Below are 18,272 nucleotides of genomic sequence, written 5' to 3'. Positions count from 1 at the left end.
GCCAGGCCAAGCGTTGCGCCGACCACGCGAGACCACCACCACCCGTCATGTGCAGGTTGCAAGAGCCTGCCAAGCCATTCGCCGATTACGGCGCACACTGGCTCGCCGCATCCAGCAGCGGACGCTGGTAGACCTCGTGCACTTCCGAAAACGGCTTCAGATCCTCGCGATACAGCAATGCCCGAAGCTGCAGCACGGCCTTGGGCGGAGGCGCTGAGTCCAGATCCTGAACGGCACACACCCGGCCCTGATCCAAGGCCGACCAAAGAGGCTTGGCGTCGATTGTGACGCGGAACGGTCGGAGTTCGGCAATGACCTTGCCAAACGGCACATCGCTGCTTGCCAGCATGGCATTCATCGCCTTGGTCAAACGCGCCGGCACATACCAGTTGTCCGCCTCAGACAGCACCACCGTGCCGCAGCGCAGCGCAACTCGGCGATAGGCGACCTCATTGCTGTTCTGAACTTGCAATCGATTCATGGTCTCGGCGCTGGGTGGCTTGGCCTCGGCCGTTTGCACCTCGGCGCGGACAACTGGCTGATCGGCAATTTGGTAGCGACCGCACCAAGCCTCCAGCACCTTGGTCGCGCTTTTCTCGCGCAGCAGTTCGGCCTGCAATTGCGTCAGCGCCAATTCGGTACGCAAGGCCTGGACGGTGTTGGTGTCTGCACAGGCCGGTGTTTTGCCCTCGACGCCCATGACCAGCGCGACGCTGAGCAGGCCTGCTATCAGCGATCGCGAACGGGTTGGACTCAGAAGCCTGATTCCTGCATGGGGTGCGTGGGTCATGTGCCGATCTCCAATGGCAATGTCTGCAAGAACCGTCGCCCGTACGCGGACCGAACGCGGGCCGTGCGTTGGGCTGCAGTGGCGCGTGTCGGGTTCCGTAATTCGCTCGCTAACATCTTAAGCGCTTCAAGCCAATGCAAGGTGCACGGCGGAGCCGTAGTGGTGACTACGGCAACGACGAGCAACACAGCATTGGTTCAATCAGCGGGCAATCTACTTGAGTGGTTGGCGGAATACGACACGAGCAGCCATTATCGCCCAATTGCCGCCCGCGCCCAATGCAGGCGACCCAATGCCAGCACCGAGACCGCCAAAGCCCCCAGTAAGCCATGGGTTTCCAGGCATTCCCATGGCTGTGTTTCAACTTGGAACAGCGCCGCGCCCTGAGTGGCGATATAGACCGAGGCCACCAGCAAGAGTTCGAACGGCCGTGCGCTGCGACTCAGCATGGCCATGGCCAGCGCCAGCGCCGGCAGCGACGCCAGCACGACCAGCAAGGCCAGCGCCGAGATCGGTGCCTGCACGCCAAGGCGCAGCAAGCTTGGCGCACAAAGTGCGACCAGAATCAGCGTACCTGCGAGCCAACGCGCCCCGATCAGGCGTTCGATGGCGCGACTGGCCGTGAGGACCAAACCGCCGGTATGCGTGCTGGTTTCGCGCAGCATGGCATGGGCCAGCAAGTCCAGCGGCCAGACCAGCGCGATCAACAGGGCGACGTGAGCGCCTTCCGCCGGGGCGAATGCCTGTACCGACAGCAATGCCACGAACCCGACCCACCACCACCAACGACGACTCCGCAAGGCCAGCTTCAATTCGGCCTGCAGCAACTGTGTGCCTGGCACCAAGGCAAGCAATCCGAACACGGGCTTCAGCCACCAGAGCCGCGCGCCGGATCCGGCCTGCTGCCGCTGGCCTACGCCGGCCTTGGCTGCGGCCCGATCCAGGAACGGCACCGCCAGCAGCACCCCGCCGATCGCCACCAGGATCCACAGAGAGCGCCCGAGCAGATCCATCGGCCGCACGTGCCAGTGCTTCCACTCGAATCGATGCACTGGGCCTTTCGGTTTGGGCGAGCCGATGCTCAGGCTGAAGTCTCTGGTATCACCAGTCTGCAGCCGCTCCAATCGATAGAAGTCGCGTGCGGCCACCGCCATGCCGTTTGGATCACTGCGCCAGTTGTTCACGGCCTGGGCATCCTTGCCGTTCGCAAACTGGGCAACCGAAATCGCCGTCAAGAATGTCCAGACAAAGAAGAACAGCACATTGCCAGCGGTCTTGCGCAGCCAAGGCACCAGGTCGAACCAGATCGCGAACATCGCCGTGATCGCGAGGCCGGGCAGACTCATCACCAACGACGGCTTGATCAACTCGATCAGATCAATCTGCCGGTCTTCAGCTCGCCACCATTGCGCGACAAGGGCGATCAGCAGACCGATGGTCACGACCACGCTCATGATGACCAGATGGCTGATCCACTTGGATAACAGATACATGCTTCGCGTCATCGTCGTGCTGACCAGGAGCTGCCAGACCCGGGTTTCGAAGTCACGGGTCAAGGTGCCGCGAACCAGATAGAAGCCACCGAGACTAAGCAGCATGGTGTTGACCATCGCCAGCACCATCCCTACCCAGGCGCTGGAGTAATAGCCGCGATCACTGCCGTTCAGCGTCAGGGTCATGTAACCCTCATCGAGGCCAGGAAAGCAGCGGAGCAACACCCAACTCATCAGGCCAAGCATCAACCAGAAGCGCACCGTGCGCGTGCGCTCGCGCAGATCGGCCTTCAGGATGCCGAGAAACCGGTACCAGTTCGCCATCTCAGGCCCCCTTCCGGCTCTTCGACAAGAGCCAGGTATAGGCATCTTCCAGAGTCGGCGTTACCACCTGGGCTGCCGCCGTTGGTGCCGCATCCGCGACGACCTTGAGGCGAATGCCTTCGGGCCGACGAACGGCGGCCGACACTTGGCACTTCTCGCGCCACAAGCCAAGTTCGGTCGACGCAATGGTCCACTCAAAAACGTGACCCTCGGCACCCGCCAACATTTGCTCAGGCGTCCCAAAAAATTGCAGCGATCCCGCTGCCATCACGGCGAGTTCGGTGGCGGTGGCTTCGACATCAGACACAATGTGCGTGGACAGAATGATGAGCCGATCGGCTGCCAGTTCGGTCAGCAGGTGCCGAAAGCGCATGCGTTCGTCTGGATCCAGGCCGACGGTTGGTTCGTCGACGATGAGCAAACTCGGGTCGTTCAACAAGGCCTGAGCAATACCCACGCGTTGGCGCATGCCGCCGGAGTAGTCGCCCAATCGGTCCCCCGCGCGCTCGATCAGGCCGACCGCTTGCAGGCAGAACTCGATCCGCGCCTTCGCCTTGGCCCCGTGGAGACCCTTGACTGCCGCGAGGAACTCCAGAAACTCCCAGGCATTCAGCGCCGCATAGACGCCAAAATCCTGCGGCAGATAGCCAAGTTCGTGGCGCAAGGCATCGGGCTTTTTCGCAACATCGTGACCATTCCAGAGAATTTGCCCTTCCTGCGGCACGACCAGCGTTGCCAGCAAGCGCATCAATGTCGACTTGCCTGCACCGTTCGGTCCAAGGAGCCCCAGCACGCCCGCGCCTTGTTGCCAACTGATTTGGCGAATGCCTGGGCCGGATCGGCCATAGCGAAATCCAACCTGATTCAACTGCAACTCGCTCTGACGCAAGGGAAACTCCTGGGCATGGCATTCGGCGGGGAGCCTGTGACGAACGCCATCGATCGGGTTCACAGGCTTTCAGTACTGGTAGTGTAGTGATGTATAACACCAATTTCTCTAGGACCAATGACCTACTCTGGCCGACACCTAACTGCCACCCGAGCCATCCGTTGCGCTCTCCTGTTCCACGCCGCATGATTCGGAAAATCTGGATTTCACGAAGGAACCCGTCCATGCGCTGCAGATCACTCGGTCTCTTGCTGCCCCTGCTCGCCCTGACCCCCATTCAGGGTGCACTGGCCGCGATGTACAAGTGCATGGACGCGGCGGGCAAGGTCGCCTACCAGCAGCTGCCCTGTCCTGGCCGGCCGACGGATGAGGGCGTCTTGGAGGTCAAAGAGCAACCGAAATTGGGTACGGGCACCCCGGAGGATTCCATTCCCAAGCCTAAGCCGGCGGACCCCCAAGCGACTCAATTGGCCATCGACGACCCGGGGCAGCCGCCCGCAACGGCGCCACCCGGCCGCGAAACAGTAGAGTGCCAAACGCCAAACGGGCAGACCATCCGCGTCCCCGCCGAGATTGGTTGCCGACCGCAGCGTGGCATGAACGGCCCAGCTGGTCCCGGCGCGCAGCGGCCGGGCGTTGGTCCCGGTGCCGCGGGCCCGATACGTCGGGGCCGAGTGATGAATGGTCAGCGTGGCCCCGCTGTCGATGAGTCCAATGCTGGCGAACTGGAGCCCCTGCCTCAATACGACAAAACCGATCCGGATGCCGCTTGTGAGGCCGCCCGTGCCGAGGGCGAGCGTCGCCGACGCGAGAACATGAACCTAAGCTTTGACGAGCGCTCAGCGCTCGACGCGCGCGTACGCGAGTTGTGTGACAACTGAGCCAACGCCGATCCCATGCGGAGTCGCGGCGGCCCTTTGTCGCCGCTCGCAATCCGGGCCGTCTGAGCTCGATTCTTGAACGCGAGATCCCAGTATGAACCACGCCTTCCAAGTTGCGCTGGGACGCCACGCAACAGGCGCCCAAGCGAGCCGTCAGGGACCCGAGTCGTCCGGTAGCGGCGCCTGCCATTTGCACTGGATGTCAAACACCATCACGCCATCGTCCTGCCGAATACTGACCAGTTCGACGTTCTTGAAATGCCCAGAGTTGGTCAGCCAGCGCAGAAATTCGCTGATCAATTGATTGCTGGGTGAGGTGCCGCTCAGGTTGATTGGCACCAGGGGCGCCTCGCGCATCGCCTTGCCACCGTCATCAGGCGGCGCAAAGCGCGTCAACACCATCCCCGCCCCTAAGTGCTCTAACAACTCAGCGTTCAACGCCACCAGCGCATCCGCCCGGGCGGCCAGATTGATCTTGGGTTTGGGCTTCGGCAGCAGTTCGGGCCCGATCTCCCACGCCATGCCGGACGCTTGCACCTTCGGCCAACGCACAAAGTAATGGCTCACGCTGCTGCGGACGCCCTTGGTAATGATGAGACTGTCGACGATTTCGTAGCGATCAAAGCGGAGCAGCAAGTCACCGTTGCTCGCTCGGCCGGCCCAAAGCTCCGTTTCTGCCGGCTCCCGTTTCGAACCTGGATACCAGTCATTCGGCACCTCGCCCAACAGCATCCAGAAGTCGGTGCAACGACGCCTTGGCTCGATCCGAACATGATCCGGAACCAAGCCGAGTCCGCCCATGTCGCGCTCTACGGCATCGACCACCTGACCCTTTTTTCGAAGCGCCTCACGCTCGTTCATCAGTTGCAGCCAGCGCTCGTACTGATCAGGCTCGCGCTCGCGCAAGTCGCGCGTCCATTGCTGCAAAGTGGCCTCGGTCACCAAGGTACGGAGACGATACTGCGTCTTCAGCTCATTCAACGACAACGCAACGAGTTGCGGCTCCTGCCGCGCCGGCAATTCTTGCAAGAACCACTGCTGGCCGCCGCCTGCCATGCCGTACACACCGGTCAGATCCGGACAGTCTTCGCCCGGCGCGATGGAGACCGGTGGCGCGACGGCGGCTTCGGTTTCCGGCGACTCAACCTGCGAGCACGCCGCCAAGAGGATTGCAGGTAGGACAAATAACAGTCGCGACGATCGAAGGGACATGAAGAACCGCAGCCAAGGCAGGAACCGCGATCTGATCACAGTCGCGCCCGCGACGCCATGTTGGATCAGGAAAGGACATGGGTTGCCACGCGCGGTTGCAAAATCTGCGCTCCTAGCGACGACGAAGCCATTCACGCATCCCGAACGCCGCGGCAGTTCGGGCAACGCGTTTGCCCTTCGAGCAGGCGGCGGCCGCTACGGCAAGAACTTCAGTGGGTCGACCGGCTTACCGCTCTGGCGTATTTCGAAATGCAGCAAATCCACACCGCCTTGGCGACCCATTTCGGCAATCGCCTGCCCGGCCTTGACCTTTGCCCCCTCATTCACCAGGCGCTTTTGGTTGTGGCCGTATGCAGACAAGAAGTCGGGGCTGTGCTGGACGATGATCAACTCGCCGTAGCCCAGCAGACCGTTGCCGCTGTAGACCACCTCGCCGTCAGCGGACGCAGTGACCGCTTGCCCCAGGCGGCCGCCGATCTCGATGCCGGATTCGGTTGGATCGCCTGCGACAAAGCGGCCAATCAACTTGCCTTCGGCGGGCCAGCGCCAACGAATCCCGCTGACTTGCTTGGTTGGCGCATTCGGATTGATGGTTGTGGGCGCGCTGGTCGCTGGTGCCGCGACCGCTGGTGTTGCGGCCGTCGGCGCGGCGGCTGCTGGCACCGAGGAGCCGTTTTGCGCAGGTGCGGAATTGCCAGGGCCTGCCGTCGCAACAGCCGACCCGGCGGCAGTCGGCGCACCAGATTGGCCTGGGCCCGGTACCGGCAGCGGCGTCGTAATTGGCGCTGCCGGGCGCGCTCCGGGTCCGGGACTCGACGTTGCTGCCGGCACCTCGGGCGTGCCGGTCGACGTGCTCGGTGTAGTTGCCAACGGCACCGGTGCTGCCAACAGAGGCGCGTCAGCAATCGGTGTGGTCGCCGGACTGCTACCTACTGACGGTGCCGGCACGGGCGGTGCAGAAACTGGCGGCGCTGGCGTTGTCGAAGGCGTTGCGCCAATGGCTTCCGAAACGGTCGTCGGCCGGGATGCCCCCGTCGCTGGTGGCAATGGCCGGGAGGACGGGTTGGTTGGGCCGGACGCGACCGACCCATTGGCTACGACCACGCTTGGACGGGTTGTGGTCACTGGCGGCGCCGAAGGCGCGCTGGCGACCGCGGTCGGCGGACGCGGCGGGCTCAGGCGCAGCACCTGTCCGACCAGAATCCGGCTCGGATCAACCAGTTGATTCCATCGCGCGAGTTCCCGGTAATCGAGTCCGTGGCGGAACGCGATCGCGTACAAGGTGTCACCCGAGCGAACGGTATAGACGCTGCCGGCAATCGGCCCGGGAACTGTCGGCGGCTTGGCTGGTGCGGTGGACGGCGATCGGGGCGCTGGTTCCACATAGGTTTTCGGCTGAATCCAGCAGCCGCTCAACAGCACGATGCTCACCAGCATCGCAATACGGGAGCCGCCGCGCACAGGAATCAAGCAGTGGCTAGGCACGTAACGCATGGCCATTCAGCCTCCCCGATGCCAATACAAGTAGCCGATGACCAGCACGATCAGGCCGACGACCAGCCAGCCGACTCGCTCGACATGCCGATCCAGAAGCTGCTGCGCGCGCGCGCCCATCAGGCGCACCAGTCCGGCAACGAGGTACACGCGCTTGCCGCGGCCGATGAGCGCGCCGAAAAAGAACGGCAGCAGCGGCATGCCGACCACACCGGATGCAATCGTCAGCAATTTGAACGGAATGGGCACAAAGCCACCCAGCAACAAGAACCAAAAACCATTCTCGGCCGCAGCAGCTTTAACGTCGATGAACTTGGGCATCAGCCCGGCCCACTCGATCAGCGGTTCGATCAGATGCAGCGCAAACATACCCAACGCGTAGCCGAAAAACGCGCCTACCAGCGAGCCGAGCAGACTGAGCGTCGCGTACCAGAACCATTGCTTGGGTCGCGCGAGTGTCATCGGTGCCAGCATGACCTCCGGTGGCACCGGAAACACGATCGCTTCGATGAAACTCAGGAAGGTCAACAGAGCAGGCGCTTTCGGATGTTCGGCCCAGCGCAGCACGCGCTCGTACCAGGGTCGAAACAAAACCATCAGGTCACTCCAGACAACAGCGGCACAAAGCTCACCGGCTCAAATTGATCTTCCGAAAGGCCGTCCGGCGTGCGCGTGATTCGCACCAGGCGTTGCGTCTGATTCTGCGGTCCGACCGGTGCGACCAGCACGCCCCCCACCGCCAGTTGCTGGGTCAACTCGGTCGGCACGTGCTCGCCGGCGGCCGTGAGCAGAATGGCGTCAAACGGGCCTTCTTCAGACCAACCAAGGCGACCATCATCATGCTTGCTGCGAATGTGTTCGAGCTTCAGCGCCCGGAAGCGGCGGCGCGCATTGCGCAACAGATTGTCGATACGTTCAACTGTGAAAACCTTGAGCCCGAGTTGCGCAAGCACTGCCGCCTGATAGCCCGACCCCGTTCCGACCTCCAAGACTTTCGCGGGCGTTGCCGCCAGAACGAGCTCGGTCATACGGGCAACAATGTAAGGCTGCGAGATTGTCTGACCCATGCCAATGGGCAACGCCGAGTCTTCATAAGCCCGCGTTTCCAGACCTTCGTCGACGAACACGTGGCGCGGCAATTGGCGCATGACGTCAAGGACCCGGGGATCGCGAATGCCCTCCGACTTGAGCCGTTCGATCAGGCGATCGCGCGCACGTTGCGAGGTCATGCCCAAGCCATGACTGTCGCGACGCAGTCCAATCATGAGCCGCCTCCCGGCAGACTTTGACTGAGCGGCGCAATCCAGCGTGACAGCTTGTCGAGCGCGCTGTAGCGCGTCAGATCGACCTGCAACGGTGTGATGGACACAAACCCGTGGCGCACGGCATGAAAGTCGGTGCCCGGACCGGCATCCTGCTCGGGGCCTGCTGGGCCCACCCACCAAATATCCCGACCGCGTGGGTCCTGCTGCCGAACGCACGGCTCGGCACGGTGGCGATTGCCGAGGCGCGTGACTTGGAAACCAGCGAGTTCGGCAAACGGACGATCCGGAACGTTGACGTTCAGAATGGTGTCGGCTGGCAACGGGTCCTTCAGCAACTGCCGAACGATCAGCACAGCGGCGCGCGCGGCGGTTTCGAAATGCTCCGGTTGATGATCTTTCGAGACCAACGACACGGCGACCGCAGGGTGGCCCAAATAGCGCCCCTCGATGGCCGCGGCGACGGTCCCGGAATAGATCACATCGTCACCCAGATTGGACGAATCATTGATGCCCGACACCACGATATCGGGATCCTTGTCCAACATGCCGAGCAAGGCCAGATGCACGCAATCTGTTGGCGTGCCATTCACCCGAAAACGATTCGGCTCGATCTCCTGAACGCGGATCGGCTGATCGAGTGTCAACGAATTGCTCGCACCGCTGCGGTTGCGGTCGGGCGCGACGACCGTGACCCGGCCGATCTGGCGCATGGCATCGGCGAGGTGACGAATTCCTGGGGCATCCACCCCGTCATCATTGGCAACAAGTACGTGCATGGTGCAAACAAGCATCCTGACAATGGTGCAGTTTAGCAGGCCGCCAGCGCCAACCGCATGTTTTGTGAGCGGTTCCGCAGTTCTCGTCAGACGGGGCTGAGCTTTCGGCGGAATCGCCTGCAAGCGCGTATCGATGGCGATCCTGCCGCGCCGCGGGCCGGTACTTGCGTGACGCCATTGTCGATTCGAACCCCGCGCCAGCACGTTCTGCTGACCGCAATCCCGCATGTGTCACTTGAATCTGGGATGCCGGATTGGCCGCTGACCCGGAAAGTGGCGCCTTGAGAACCTGGCGGTTGGCACCATGCCCAACGCCAGGCTCGCGTTGCCACGATCATTCCGGAGCTTCCCGTGCGCTGCCTGACACCTAGACTGACTACCCTGCCCTGCATTCTGACCCTGGCCGTCGCGGCTTGGCCGATTCACGCAAACGCACAAAGCCTCACGTGGGCAACTTTTCCAGCCGCGCCGGCTTATGGCAATGGCAACATGACCAGCCCGCAGACCCATACGGGCAGCATTCCGGGAGCGGCCATTGGCGCGGGCAATTTCAGCTTGCAACTCATGGTGACCGGCGGCAGCAACAGCTGGAACGGGTTTGGCGTTGCTGGCAACGACGATGGCTACTATTCCGGGCCCGATCAGCCGATTGTCGGCGTCACGTTCGTCAATGGCGCACCCGGTTTCAATAACGGCATTCCGAATCTGGCCCCGATTGCTCTGACGAATGGCTACAACCTGGCAGGCGCACCGCCTGGCAGCCCGGCACCAGACGACAATCGACAGGCGCTCTATTTTGACGCCGGTGACGGCACCACTGCGACCGCCACATTCAATTTCGCGACCTTGACCGGCGGCGTATTGCCGACCGGCTCGTGGCTGTTTCTGGATGGTGTCGACCAGGGCGAACGCGTACGCGTCAACGGCCCGATCGGTTGGATCGGTGCGATCCATGCCGGCGATTCCAGCTTGCCGCGCCCTTCGTCGCCGTTTCCATTGCCAATATCGGTAACCGATCCGACGTTTCCCACGTGCCGACCTGCGATCACGCAGACCACGACCCAGCTGGAACTGATTGGGCGGTATGGCGACATCAGTGTGCCGGTGCCGACATGCTCGAATGTGCCGGTGCCAGTGTCGGGACAAACCGTTGGCTACACCAAAGGCGCCGACAGCATTGGCATCTGGGTCCAGACCGCAATCGACCTCAACCAATTGACCATCGAGGCCATCGATACGGACCCGAGCACCAGTAACGGCATGGGCGGATTCACCGGGCCAGACAACAACTTTGTGTTAGGGCTTGGGGTGATTTCGGCGACTCGCGCAGCGGGAACCGGCAATCGGCCCGTCCCGGCGCTGAACGGCCTGGCGATGTCTGCCCTGCTGCTGGTGCTGTTGGGCAGTGGACTGTGGCTGAATCGTCGTCACGTGTCATGAGCATGACGCATCGCGTGCCGCTGCTGCGATGCTTGCTTGCAGCAGGCCTGATGTTGCAGGTCTCGGCCCAAGCCCATGCACAGGAGCCGCCTTGCGTGGCAGTGCCTGAGTCGGGCCGTAGCTGCGTCGATGTGTTGATCGCACCACCCAGCACAACGGGGCTCGGGCGCACGGGCATCAGCAGTTTTGATTTGGACAACGAGCCAGGCCGCGACGCCGCGGCCGATAATCATGTTGTCCGCACCGTCGATGTGTTGCAGTACGAACTGCGCTACCGGGTTCTGCATGATGTCGCAGCCGATCTGCAACTGCAGGCGACGTTGCCGAGCCAGGTGGAATGGGCGGAGCCGCCGAATCCCGGTTTTTTGGGACAGTCGATCCCGAGTTTCTGCCTTGCTGGCTCCAACATTGCGGGCAACATTCTGACCTGTCACCTGGGCAGCGTTGCCGCGGGGACAACGCGCAATGTCGTCCTTCGTACGCGTCCGAAATTTGGCCTGCTCGACGGCGCGATTTTGCGGCTGCAGACCGTCATCAGTGCCAGCAATCAGCAGACAACAGGAGCAGTCACACGTGTCGGCTACCAGGACCCGCTGAGCGGACAGGACCTCAGTTGCACCGAGACGCGTCTTGGTCAGACGGTCAACCTGACACCGTGCGGCGATATCGTGTCTGCAGCACCGCGCTTCGATCTCGAGTTTTCCGGCTACAGCAGTACTAACCTGCTCGACCGCGGTGCCCGCGGGCCGCAGATTGTCGAGCGCGGGATCGACTCAACGGTCACGACCGTGGTCGGCAGCAGCCTCCGCGATGGCTTTGTGATTGCGTATCCAATCGCCATTGCGCTGCCTGGTGAAGGGCTCGGCGGCGCACCGGCCACGGTCAGTCAGCCAATCGTCCTGACCGAGCGGCTCCGCAACACCGATGGCCTCAGCAACTTCGGCGAGCTGATCGGTTGTGATCACAATGGCAGCGACGACCCGGTTCCGAATGGCACTTTGGTGCCAGCCGGCTGGGCGGTCGGCCAGGATCAGAGCACCGTCATCAAAGGCACGTTCCATCCCTATGGGCAACAGGGTGTACCCGGCAGCAACCCGGACAACTCGGTGGCTGATGCAGGGCAAATGCACTGCACCCAGAGCACCGCTGGCGGCGACATCACGATCACCTTGACGCCAAACTCGAACACGTTCAATCCAAGTGCATTCCCGACGTTACAGGTCGACAATCAAGTGGTGCCCCGACGCTACGTTTTTGTCGGCATGGTGTTGATGTTCTACCCGTCGGCACCGGTGCTCCGGCCCGAGGACGGTGGGACGGGCGACGGCTCGGTCGGGATCCGAATTGATGTCGGCGTGCTGCAGGCCGGACAACTGCGGGCACTGAGCGTAGGCGGCGAAACCGAGCCCGATGCGTTGGCGATCAACGACGGCTTTGGCGGCGTCAGCCAATACGACGACGACAACAACAACTTCAGCATTGCAACGCTCGATACCGGCGGCACTGAGTACAGCAAGACTTGGATGAACCCGCGGCGAGATGGTGGCTTCGCCCCATTCGATGCCTGTCTGAAAGATCATTCCGACCCGAACTGTCGGCATGGCTATACGTTCCCCGGCCGCAATCTGCAATCCAACTTCTTCTTCAGCAACAACTCGTTTACCGCTCGTGAACAAGCCGAATTCTGCGATGAGTGGGACACCAGCCGAACCATCCTCCGCATGCCGTTTGATACGGCTGCCTTGCCGATTGACTTACCGCCGGGCGTGCTCGCGTATCTGGAACTCGGGGGCGGCAATGCCACGGATGGAAACTTGAATGGCGCGCAGTTCTCGGTCGAAGTGAGCACCCAGGCAGGTACGGTTGCCAATATCGATTGGGACAGTGCCGAGCCGGCCCGCACGCTGTCACGCAGTCAGGCCTCGGCGCCAGAATGCAGTTCGGGCACGTGGATCCCGCTGACACTGCCGGCCACCTTGACGCAGGGTCGCATGACCTTGCAGTTTCCGACCACGCTGGAAAGCCCTCCGGGCAGCGGCCGCTACCCAAGCATCCGGCGGATGCGCGTCCGCACCCAAGCCCTGCCACCATTTGTATCCATGGCGTTACGGGGCAGCTACGACGTCGTGGCGACGCAAGGTCTGACGCGCCTCCCGAATCGCACGTCGTACAAGATGGGCGCGGCAACCAGTTGGACCTATGCCGAAAACGATCACGCCATCGTGCGCTTGGCCGATACCAACATCACGATGACGGCGACCCGCAACCTCACCACCGGGGCAACGGGTCCGTTGACGACCATTGGCTTTGCCGAAGTGATCGAAACCACGATCCAGACCCAGTTCAGCAGCGGCGACAATCTCGGCAGCCCGTCGACCACCCCGTTGATCGTCAAGGCCTATTTGCCCGCCAGCATTGACTATGTGGCAGGCAGCGCGAGCCCTGCGCTGGCAGTGCTGCCGTACGCTGGTCTCAATCCAGACAGTGGCCAGGCGGCAACGGTGCTGGAATGGCGCTTGCCGAACTTGATACCTGGGCAATTTGTCACACCAATCGTCTACCACTCGCAGCTGAATTTCTCTGCCGGCAACCAGGCCACCGTGCACAGCAGCGCGACTGTCGAACATGCGCTCGATCCCGGCCCGTTGTTCGTCACCCCGATCCAGTCTTCACTGGAGGACCGGTTGGCGTTCACGGACCTGCAGGCCAGCATGCCCGTCGGGCTGCTGCTGAGCCACCAGACGCTGACACCGTTCATCGACGTCAATGGCGTGACACGCTGGCAACTACAATTTGCCAATACGTCGGGCGCGCCGTTCAGCACGCTGCGGCTCATCGATGTCTTGCCGGCCGTCGGCGACATCGTCAACCTGGGCAATTCGTTTCAGGGCACGTTGGGTGCCGGTCAAGTCGGTCCGCTGAACACTGGCGAACATCTGGCGTTCTACACCCTGTCGCCACGCGCCGACATCAATCGAAACCCCAATTGCGCGTCCAACGGGGGCAGCCTGCCGGATGGCAGCGGCAGTTGCCCGGCCGTCGGTGCCACGTGGTTGGCCAGCGCCACTGGCAGTTTTCCGGCCGATGTCACCGCGATTCGGATCGACGATCAAAACGGCCTGCAGGCCAACAGTGTGCAGCAATTGGAACTGCAATTTGCCACACTGGGCAATCGCGCCGGTGATCGGTACGAAAATAGCTTTGCTGCCGTGGCCCCTGGCGAGTCACTGACGGTTGCGAGTACGCGTACCCAGGTCTACCTACCGGAGGGAACGATCCGCGGCGTGGTGTTTGCCGACATCGACAGCAATCAATTGCTGAGCAACGGCGATTTCGGCATTGGCGCCGTGACGATTCTCTTGAGCGGGCGCGACACCCAAGGCCGCAACATCAGTTCGCGGCTATCAACGGTGTCGGGAACGCAGGCCGCCGCCATTGCCAACGTCCTGAGCATCGATGGCGGGCCCGATCAGACTTTCACGTGTACCCCGAGTACACGCCTGACTCGAGGGGAGTTCCTGTTCTGCCGACTGCCGAGCGCCGACAGTCAGGGCTATTCGCTGCAAGAAATCCAGCCGGCCGATTTTGCTGATCGCAACGAAGTTCTTGGCACGCTCGCGAATGGCGGGAGCGCGGGAACGGTCGGCAATGATGTGTTCAACGGCATTCGCGTCACCAACAATCTGATCACTGGCGCAGGCGACCAGGGCACGCTGTACGCGTTTGCCGAATTCCCGCTGCTTGCGAATGTCTTTGGCCGCGTGTATCTGGAAAGCAGTGTGCCGCCGAATGTGTTCGATGACGATGAGGACGAAGATCCAGGACTCATGCTCGACGTGTCGATCCAATGCAACCCACCGTATGCCGGCAACGCCATTGAACCCACCAATAGCAGCGGACGCTATCAATTCTCGAACGTGCCGGTGGGCGCTACCTGCACGATTACCGAGCCGCAGCCTTCGGGTTACTACAATGCGTACAACACCCTCGGATCAGGCGGCGTTCTCGAACTCGGCGGGACAGGCACGGGCGGCATTGATAGCCAGATCGTGCTGGTGGTGCCGCCGATCGGGAGCTTTGGCAACAACTTTGCCGAAACGCTGAATGCCCCGGTAGTGGGTGGGCCGCCGCGGCCGGTGCCGGTGTCCCCCAACCTGCGCTGGTGGCTCATGCCGCTGCTGCTGGGCTTCGGTCTGTTGCTGCTCCGCGCCCGACGTTGAACAAGATCGCGCAGTGACCCGGGCTGCAGGGCTAGGTCGAACGCTTGGCGCGATCCAAGCGGCAGTTGCGCCAGCCCTGGCGCCAGGTCAGCGGCTGCCGCTGTAAGGTTGGCTCAGTCGTCCACGCACAACGGGCGCATTGCGCCGCACCAAAGCCGGTACACTTACCGGCTTTGATCGGCAGTCAGGCATGAGTTCAGGTACTGAAGCAGGCACCCGCTCGGGTTTTCGTTGGTCCGCGGTCCGACAAGTTTGGCCGTATTTGCAACCCTATCGCGGGCTGATTCTCGGCTGGCTGGCCTTTCTGGGCTTGAGCTCGGCTGCGACCCTGACGCTCCCGTTCGCGGCCCGGTTGATGATCGAGCAAGGGTTCACCAGCGGCAATCGGGACGCCGTGAATCAGGCGTTCCTGCTGCTTGGCTTGGTCGCGTTGGTGCTAGCCATCGCAACGGCGCTTCGATTCTTTTTCATCTCGATTCTCGGCGAGCGCGTGTCGGCCGATCTGCGCAAGCGCTTGTACCGGCACCTGCTGAGTTTGGACGCCACGTTCTTCGAGAAGAATCGGAGCGGCGAGCTGCTGTCCCGGATCACCGCAGACGCCGAACTGGTGCAAACCGTCGTCGGCTCCAGCATGTCGGTGGCGCTGCGTTCCGTGATCATGCTGGTAGGCGCCTCGGCCCTGCTGGTCTGGACAAATCCGAAACTTGCCGCGTATGCCGCGCTCGCGATTCCGCTCGCGATGCTGCCAATCCTGGTGTTCGGTCGCCGAGTCCGCAAGCTGTCCCGGCAATCGCAGGACCGCTTCGCCGAAACCAGCGCGCAGGCTGCCGAATCCCTTGGTGCGATGCATATTCTGAAAGCCTTCACGCGCGAATCAGTCGAAGCGGATCGTTTCGATGGCTCGATCGGCAAAGTCCTGGCCACCGCGAATCAACGCATCGGCACGCGCGCACTCCTGACGTTCTTGATCATCGCCCTGGTGTTTGGCTCGATCACCCTCGTGCTCTGGGTCGGTGCCGGCCAGGTGTTGGATGGCCACGTGTCGGCTGGCGTGTTGACTCAATTCGTGCTGTATGCCGTTACCGCTGCGGGCTCGGTCGGTGCATTGACTGAAGTCTGGGGCGAAGTGCAGCGCGCCGGCGGGGCCATGGATCGCATTACCGAAGTCCTGGATACCAAACCCGACATTCGAGATGCCGCCGACGCCCGCCGTCTCCCAGATGGGGCGACAGGCTCGGTGGTGTTCCGCGAAGTGACGTTCGCGTATCCGAGCCGCCGCGAGAAGCCCGCGCTGAACGCCGTGTCGTTCAGCGTTGCGCCGGGCGAAACGATCGCGCTCGTTGGTCCGTCCGGTGCCGGCAAGAGCACGATCTTTCAACTGATGTTGCGGTTTTACGATGTTGACGCCGGGTCCATTGAAATCGGCGGTCAGCCGATCAAGGCACTGACGCTGGAATCCCTGCGCTCGGCCTTTGCGTTGGTACCGCAAGATAGCGTGCTGTTTGCCATGAGTGCCGCCGAGAATATCCGCGTGGGCCGGGCCAAGGCGGACGAATCGGACGTCCGCCACGCGGCGGCGCAGGCCGAGGCCGCAGCGTTCATCGAAGCGCTGCCGCAAGGCTACGATACTGACCTGGGTGAGCGCGGCGTCAAGCTCTCGGGTGGTCAGCAACAGCGGATCGCCATTGCGCGCGCGCTGCTGCGCAAGGCGCCGATTCTGCTGCTCGATGAAGCCACGAGCAGCTTAGATGCCCAGAGCGAGGCGGCCATCCAGAATGCGTTGGAAGGCGTCCGCCATCAGGTCACGACGATCGTCATTGCACATCGTCTGGCAACGGTCCAAAAGGCCGACCGCATTTTGGTCATCGACCAGGGCGAAGTGGTTGCCGAAGGCAGCCATGATGCGTTGATCGCACAGGGTGGCCTGTACGCCGAACTCGCCCGTCTGCAATTCGATCTTGGGAGTAAGCAATCATGAGCCAAGCCGCCACCCCAACCGCAGCTGCTCGCATCCAGCCATTCTGGGAGCGCATCCCAGAGACATTGGCGTACCCGATGCAGAGCAACGCGATCATGACCTTGTTCGTGCTCACCCTGGTCAAATTGGCAACACTGTTCCCGAGCTTCATGCTAGGCATCATGATCAATACGATTGTGAATATCGCGCTGTTCCGCTACGCATCGGAGTGTTTACTGACCACCTCGCACTCCGACATGAAGGCACCGCCGTACAGCATGCAGATCGGCGAGGCAGTCGCGGTCAAGCACCTGATCCTGCAATTCGTGCTGATGATTACGGCCATTCTGGTCGGCGTGTTTGGTAACGTCTGGGCAGGCCTGATTCTTGGCCTCCTGTTCGCATACATTCTGCCTGCTGCGATCATTCTGCTGACCATGACCCGCAGTTTGCGCGAAGCACTGAATCCTGCTGCGTGGTTCGAGACAATCAGCCTGATCGGTGGCGCCTATGTGCTGCTCGCGCTGTTTTGCATGATCTATTTTGCGATCGGCATTGCCGCCAGCGTGTACTTTGCGCTGGCATCCGGCGGCGGCACCGGGGGCTTCGTCGGCGAGTTGCTCAGCTGGTTCGCTATGTCCTACGTGATCCTGGCCAGTTTCCATCTGATGGGCTATGTGGTCTATCAATATGCCGATCAGCTGGGCCATCAGGTCAAGTCCGACGAGTTACCAAGGAACATGCGCAACTTGCGCGCCGACCCGGATCAGGAGCTGATCGATCAGACCCAGGCCATTTCCGACGCTGGCGATAACGCCAAGGCACGCGCCCAGTTGCTTGAGCATATGAGCAGCCGCGGCGCGACGACGCTTGCCCACGAGCACTATCGCAAGCTGGTCAAGAAGGATCAGGACAAAGCCGCGCTGATTGACCATGGCAAGCGCTTTGTCGCCGTATTGGCCGCGCAAGGCAACGACAAGCGCGCCGTCGAGGTCTATGCCGAGACGCTGGCCCTGGACAACGGTTTCCGGCCCGAGATTCCGGACGAAGTCTTTCGGCTGGCCAATCGCGCCACGATGCTTGGTCAGCACAAACTCGCCATTTATATCGCGCACGGCTTTGCCCAACGCTACCCAAAACACGAACAGGCACTGAAGAACACGCTGCTGTCAGCCCGGATCATGTGCGAGAAGCTCAGCATGATCAAACAGGCTGCCGAGTTGATCCGCTACGCCGAGCAAAAATGGCCTGAGCATCCGCAGAAAGGGGAACTGCTCGCCGTGAAGGAACTTGTGTGGCAAACAGCGAACATTCACGGTTTGCAGCTCGACTGACGGCCTTTGCACGTCTTGGCCCTGGTCGCATTGCTGATGGGCTGAATGGCGGACCAAACCGTTGGGAAGGGTCTGAATAAGTCCATCCTGGACTTTCAGACCCGCATCATGTCCGGCACATGTCCGGACACGATGCCCCAGAATCAAGCACTTGCGTGCTTGATTCTGGGCGGGCCATCCATGGCCCGCATCGCCTC

Annotated in this window: 13 protein-coding genes; 5 read left to right on the top strand and 8 right to left on the bottom strand. The window is 62.0% G+C overall.

Translation table 11 applies throughout. From position 1 onward, the window contains the following. Positions 1 to 85: 85 nt before the first annotated feature. The 3 genes from C7S18_RS06940 to C7S18_RS06930 form a co-directional block, all read right to left on the bottom strand. Complete coding sequence (locus C7S18_RS06940; protein WP_106890872.1) at positions 86 to 790, bottom strand: hypothetical protein; 705 nt, start codon at positions 788 to 790, stop codon at positions 86 to 88. A 251-nt stretch (positions 791 to 1,041) separates the two neighbouring features. Next, positions 1,042 to 2,607, bottom strand: a complete 1,566-nt coding sequence (locus tag C7S18_RS06935) for an ABC transporter permease (RefSeq protein ID WP_170113154.1) — start codon at positions 2,605 to 2,607, stop codon at positions 1,042 to 1,044. Position 2,608: 1 nt separating this feature from the next. After that, positions 2,609 to 3,496 (bottom strand): ABC transporter ATP-binding protein, encoded by an 888-nt coding sequence (locus C7S18_RS06930; protein ID WP_206207992.1) that lies wholly within the window; start codon positions 3,494 to 3,496, stop codon positions 2,609 to 2,611. 224 nt (positions 3,497 to 3,720) lie between these two features. Here C7S18_RS06930 and C7S18_RS06925 point away from each other — a divergent pair, with 224 nt between their 5' ends. Continuing rightward, on the top strand, positions 3,721 to 4,377 hold the full coding sequence (locus C7S18_RS06925) for a hypothetical protein (RefSeq protein WP_106890870.1): 657 nt from the start codon (positions 3,721 to 3,723) through the stop codon (positions 4,375 to 4,377). A 153-nt stretch (positions 4,378 to 4,530) separates the two neighbouring features. On the opposite strand, the gene C7S18_RS06920 is transcribed toward C7S18_RS06925, so the two are convergent. The 5 genes from C7S18_RS06920 to surE all read right to left on the bottom strand — a co-directional run bounded on the left by C7S18_RS06920 (position 4,531) and on the right by surE (position 9,124). Next, positions 4,531 to 5,589: a PilN domain-containing protein gene (locus C7S18_RS06920; protein ID WP_146151802.1), complete on the bottom strand. Its 1,059-nt coding sequence runs from the start codon at positions 5,587 to 5,589 to the stop codon at positions 4,531 to 4,533. Positions 5,590 to 5,784: 195 nt separating this feature from the next. Further along, positions 5,785 to 7,083, bottom strand: a complete 1,299-nt coding sequence (locus tag C7S18_RS25285) for a peptidoglycan DD-metalloendopeptidase family protein (protein ID WP_170113153.1) — start codon at positions 7,081 to 7,083, stop codon at positions 5,785 to 5,787. A gap of 6 nt (positions 7,084 to 7,089) precedes the next feature. Beyond that, on the bottom strand, positions 7,090 to 7,680 hold the full coding sequence (locus C7S18_RS06910; protein WP_106890867.1) for a YqaA family protein: 591 nt from the start codon (positions 7,678 to 7,680) through the stop codon (positions 7,090 to 7,092). Then, positions 7,680 to 8,348 carry a protein-L-isoaspartate(D-aspartate) O-methyltransferase gene (locus C7S18_RS06905; RefSeq protein WP_106890866.1) on the bottom strand — a complete coding sequence of 223 codons (669 nt, stop codon included), beginning with the start codon at positions 8,346 to 8,348 and terminating at the stop codon, positions 7,680 to 7,682. Before C7S18_RS06905 ends, C7S18_RS06910 begins: the two co-directional genes overlap by 1 nt. Beyond that, positions 8,345 to 9,124 carry a 5'/3'-nucleotidase SurE gene (gene surE / locus C7S18_RS06900; protein WP_106893946.1) on the bottom strand — a complete coding sequence of 260 codons (780 nt, stop codon included), beginning with the start codon at positions 9,122 to 9,124 and terminating at the stop codon, positions 8,345 to 8,347. Before surE ends, C7S18_RS06905 begins: the two co-directional genes overlap by 4 nt. Positions 9,125 to 9,475: 351 nt before the next feature. Here surE and C7S18_RS06895 point away from each other — a divergent pair, with 351 nt between their 5' ends. The 4 genes from C7S18_RS06895 (at position 9,476) to C7S18_RS06880 (ending at position 18,075) form a co-directional block, all read left to right on the top strand. Next, on the top strand, positions 9,476 to 10,564 hold the full coding sequence (locus C7S18_RS06895; RefSeq protein ID WP_146151801.1) for a hypothetical protein: 1,089 nt from the start codon (positions 9,476 to 9,478) through the stop codon (positions 10,562 to 10,564). Then, positions 10,561 to 14,784 carry a hypothetical protein gene (locus C7S18_RS06890; protein ID WP_146151800.1) on the top strand — a complete coding sequence of 1,408 codons (4,224 nt, stop codon included), beginning with the start codon at positions 10,561 to 10,563 and terminating at the stop codon, positions 14,782 to 14,784. The genes C7S18_RS06895 and C7S18_RS06890 overlap by 4 nt, the downstream gene beginning before the upstream one ends. Before the next feature lie 190 nt (positions 14,785 to 14,974). After that, a complete protein-coding gene (locus C7S18_RS06885) occupies positions 14,975 to 16,762 on the top strand; it encodes an ABC transporter transmembrane domain-containing protein (protein WP_106890863.1) in 1,788 nt (595 codons plus the stop codon). Beyond that, a complete protein-coding gene (locus tag C7S18_RS06880) occupies positions 16,759 to 18,075 on the top strand; it encodes a DUF4013 domain-containing protein (RefSeq protein ID WP_106890862.1) in 1,317 nt (438 codons plus the stop codon). Before C7S18_RS06885 ends, C7S18_RS06880 begins: the two co-directional genes overlap by 4 nt. Positions 18,076 to 18,272 lie beyond the last annotated feature (197 nt).

Origin of the sequence: Ahniella affigens (assembly GCF_003015185.1) — a bacterium.
GTDB lineage: Bacteria > Pseudomonadota > Gammaproteobacteria > Xanthomonadales > Ahniellaceae > Ahniella > Ahniella affigens.
This window is presented reverse-complemented; position numbering and strand designations above follow the sequence as displayed.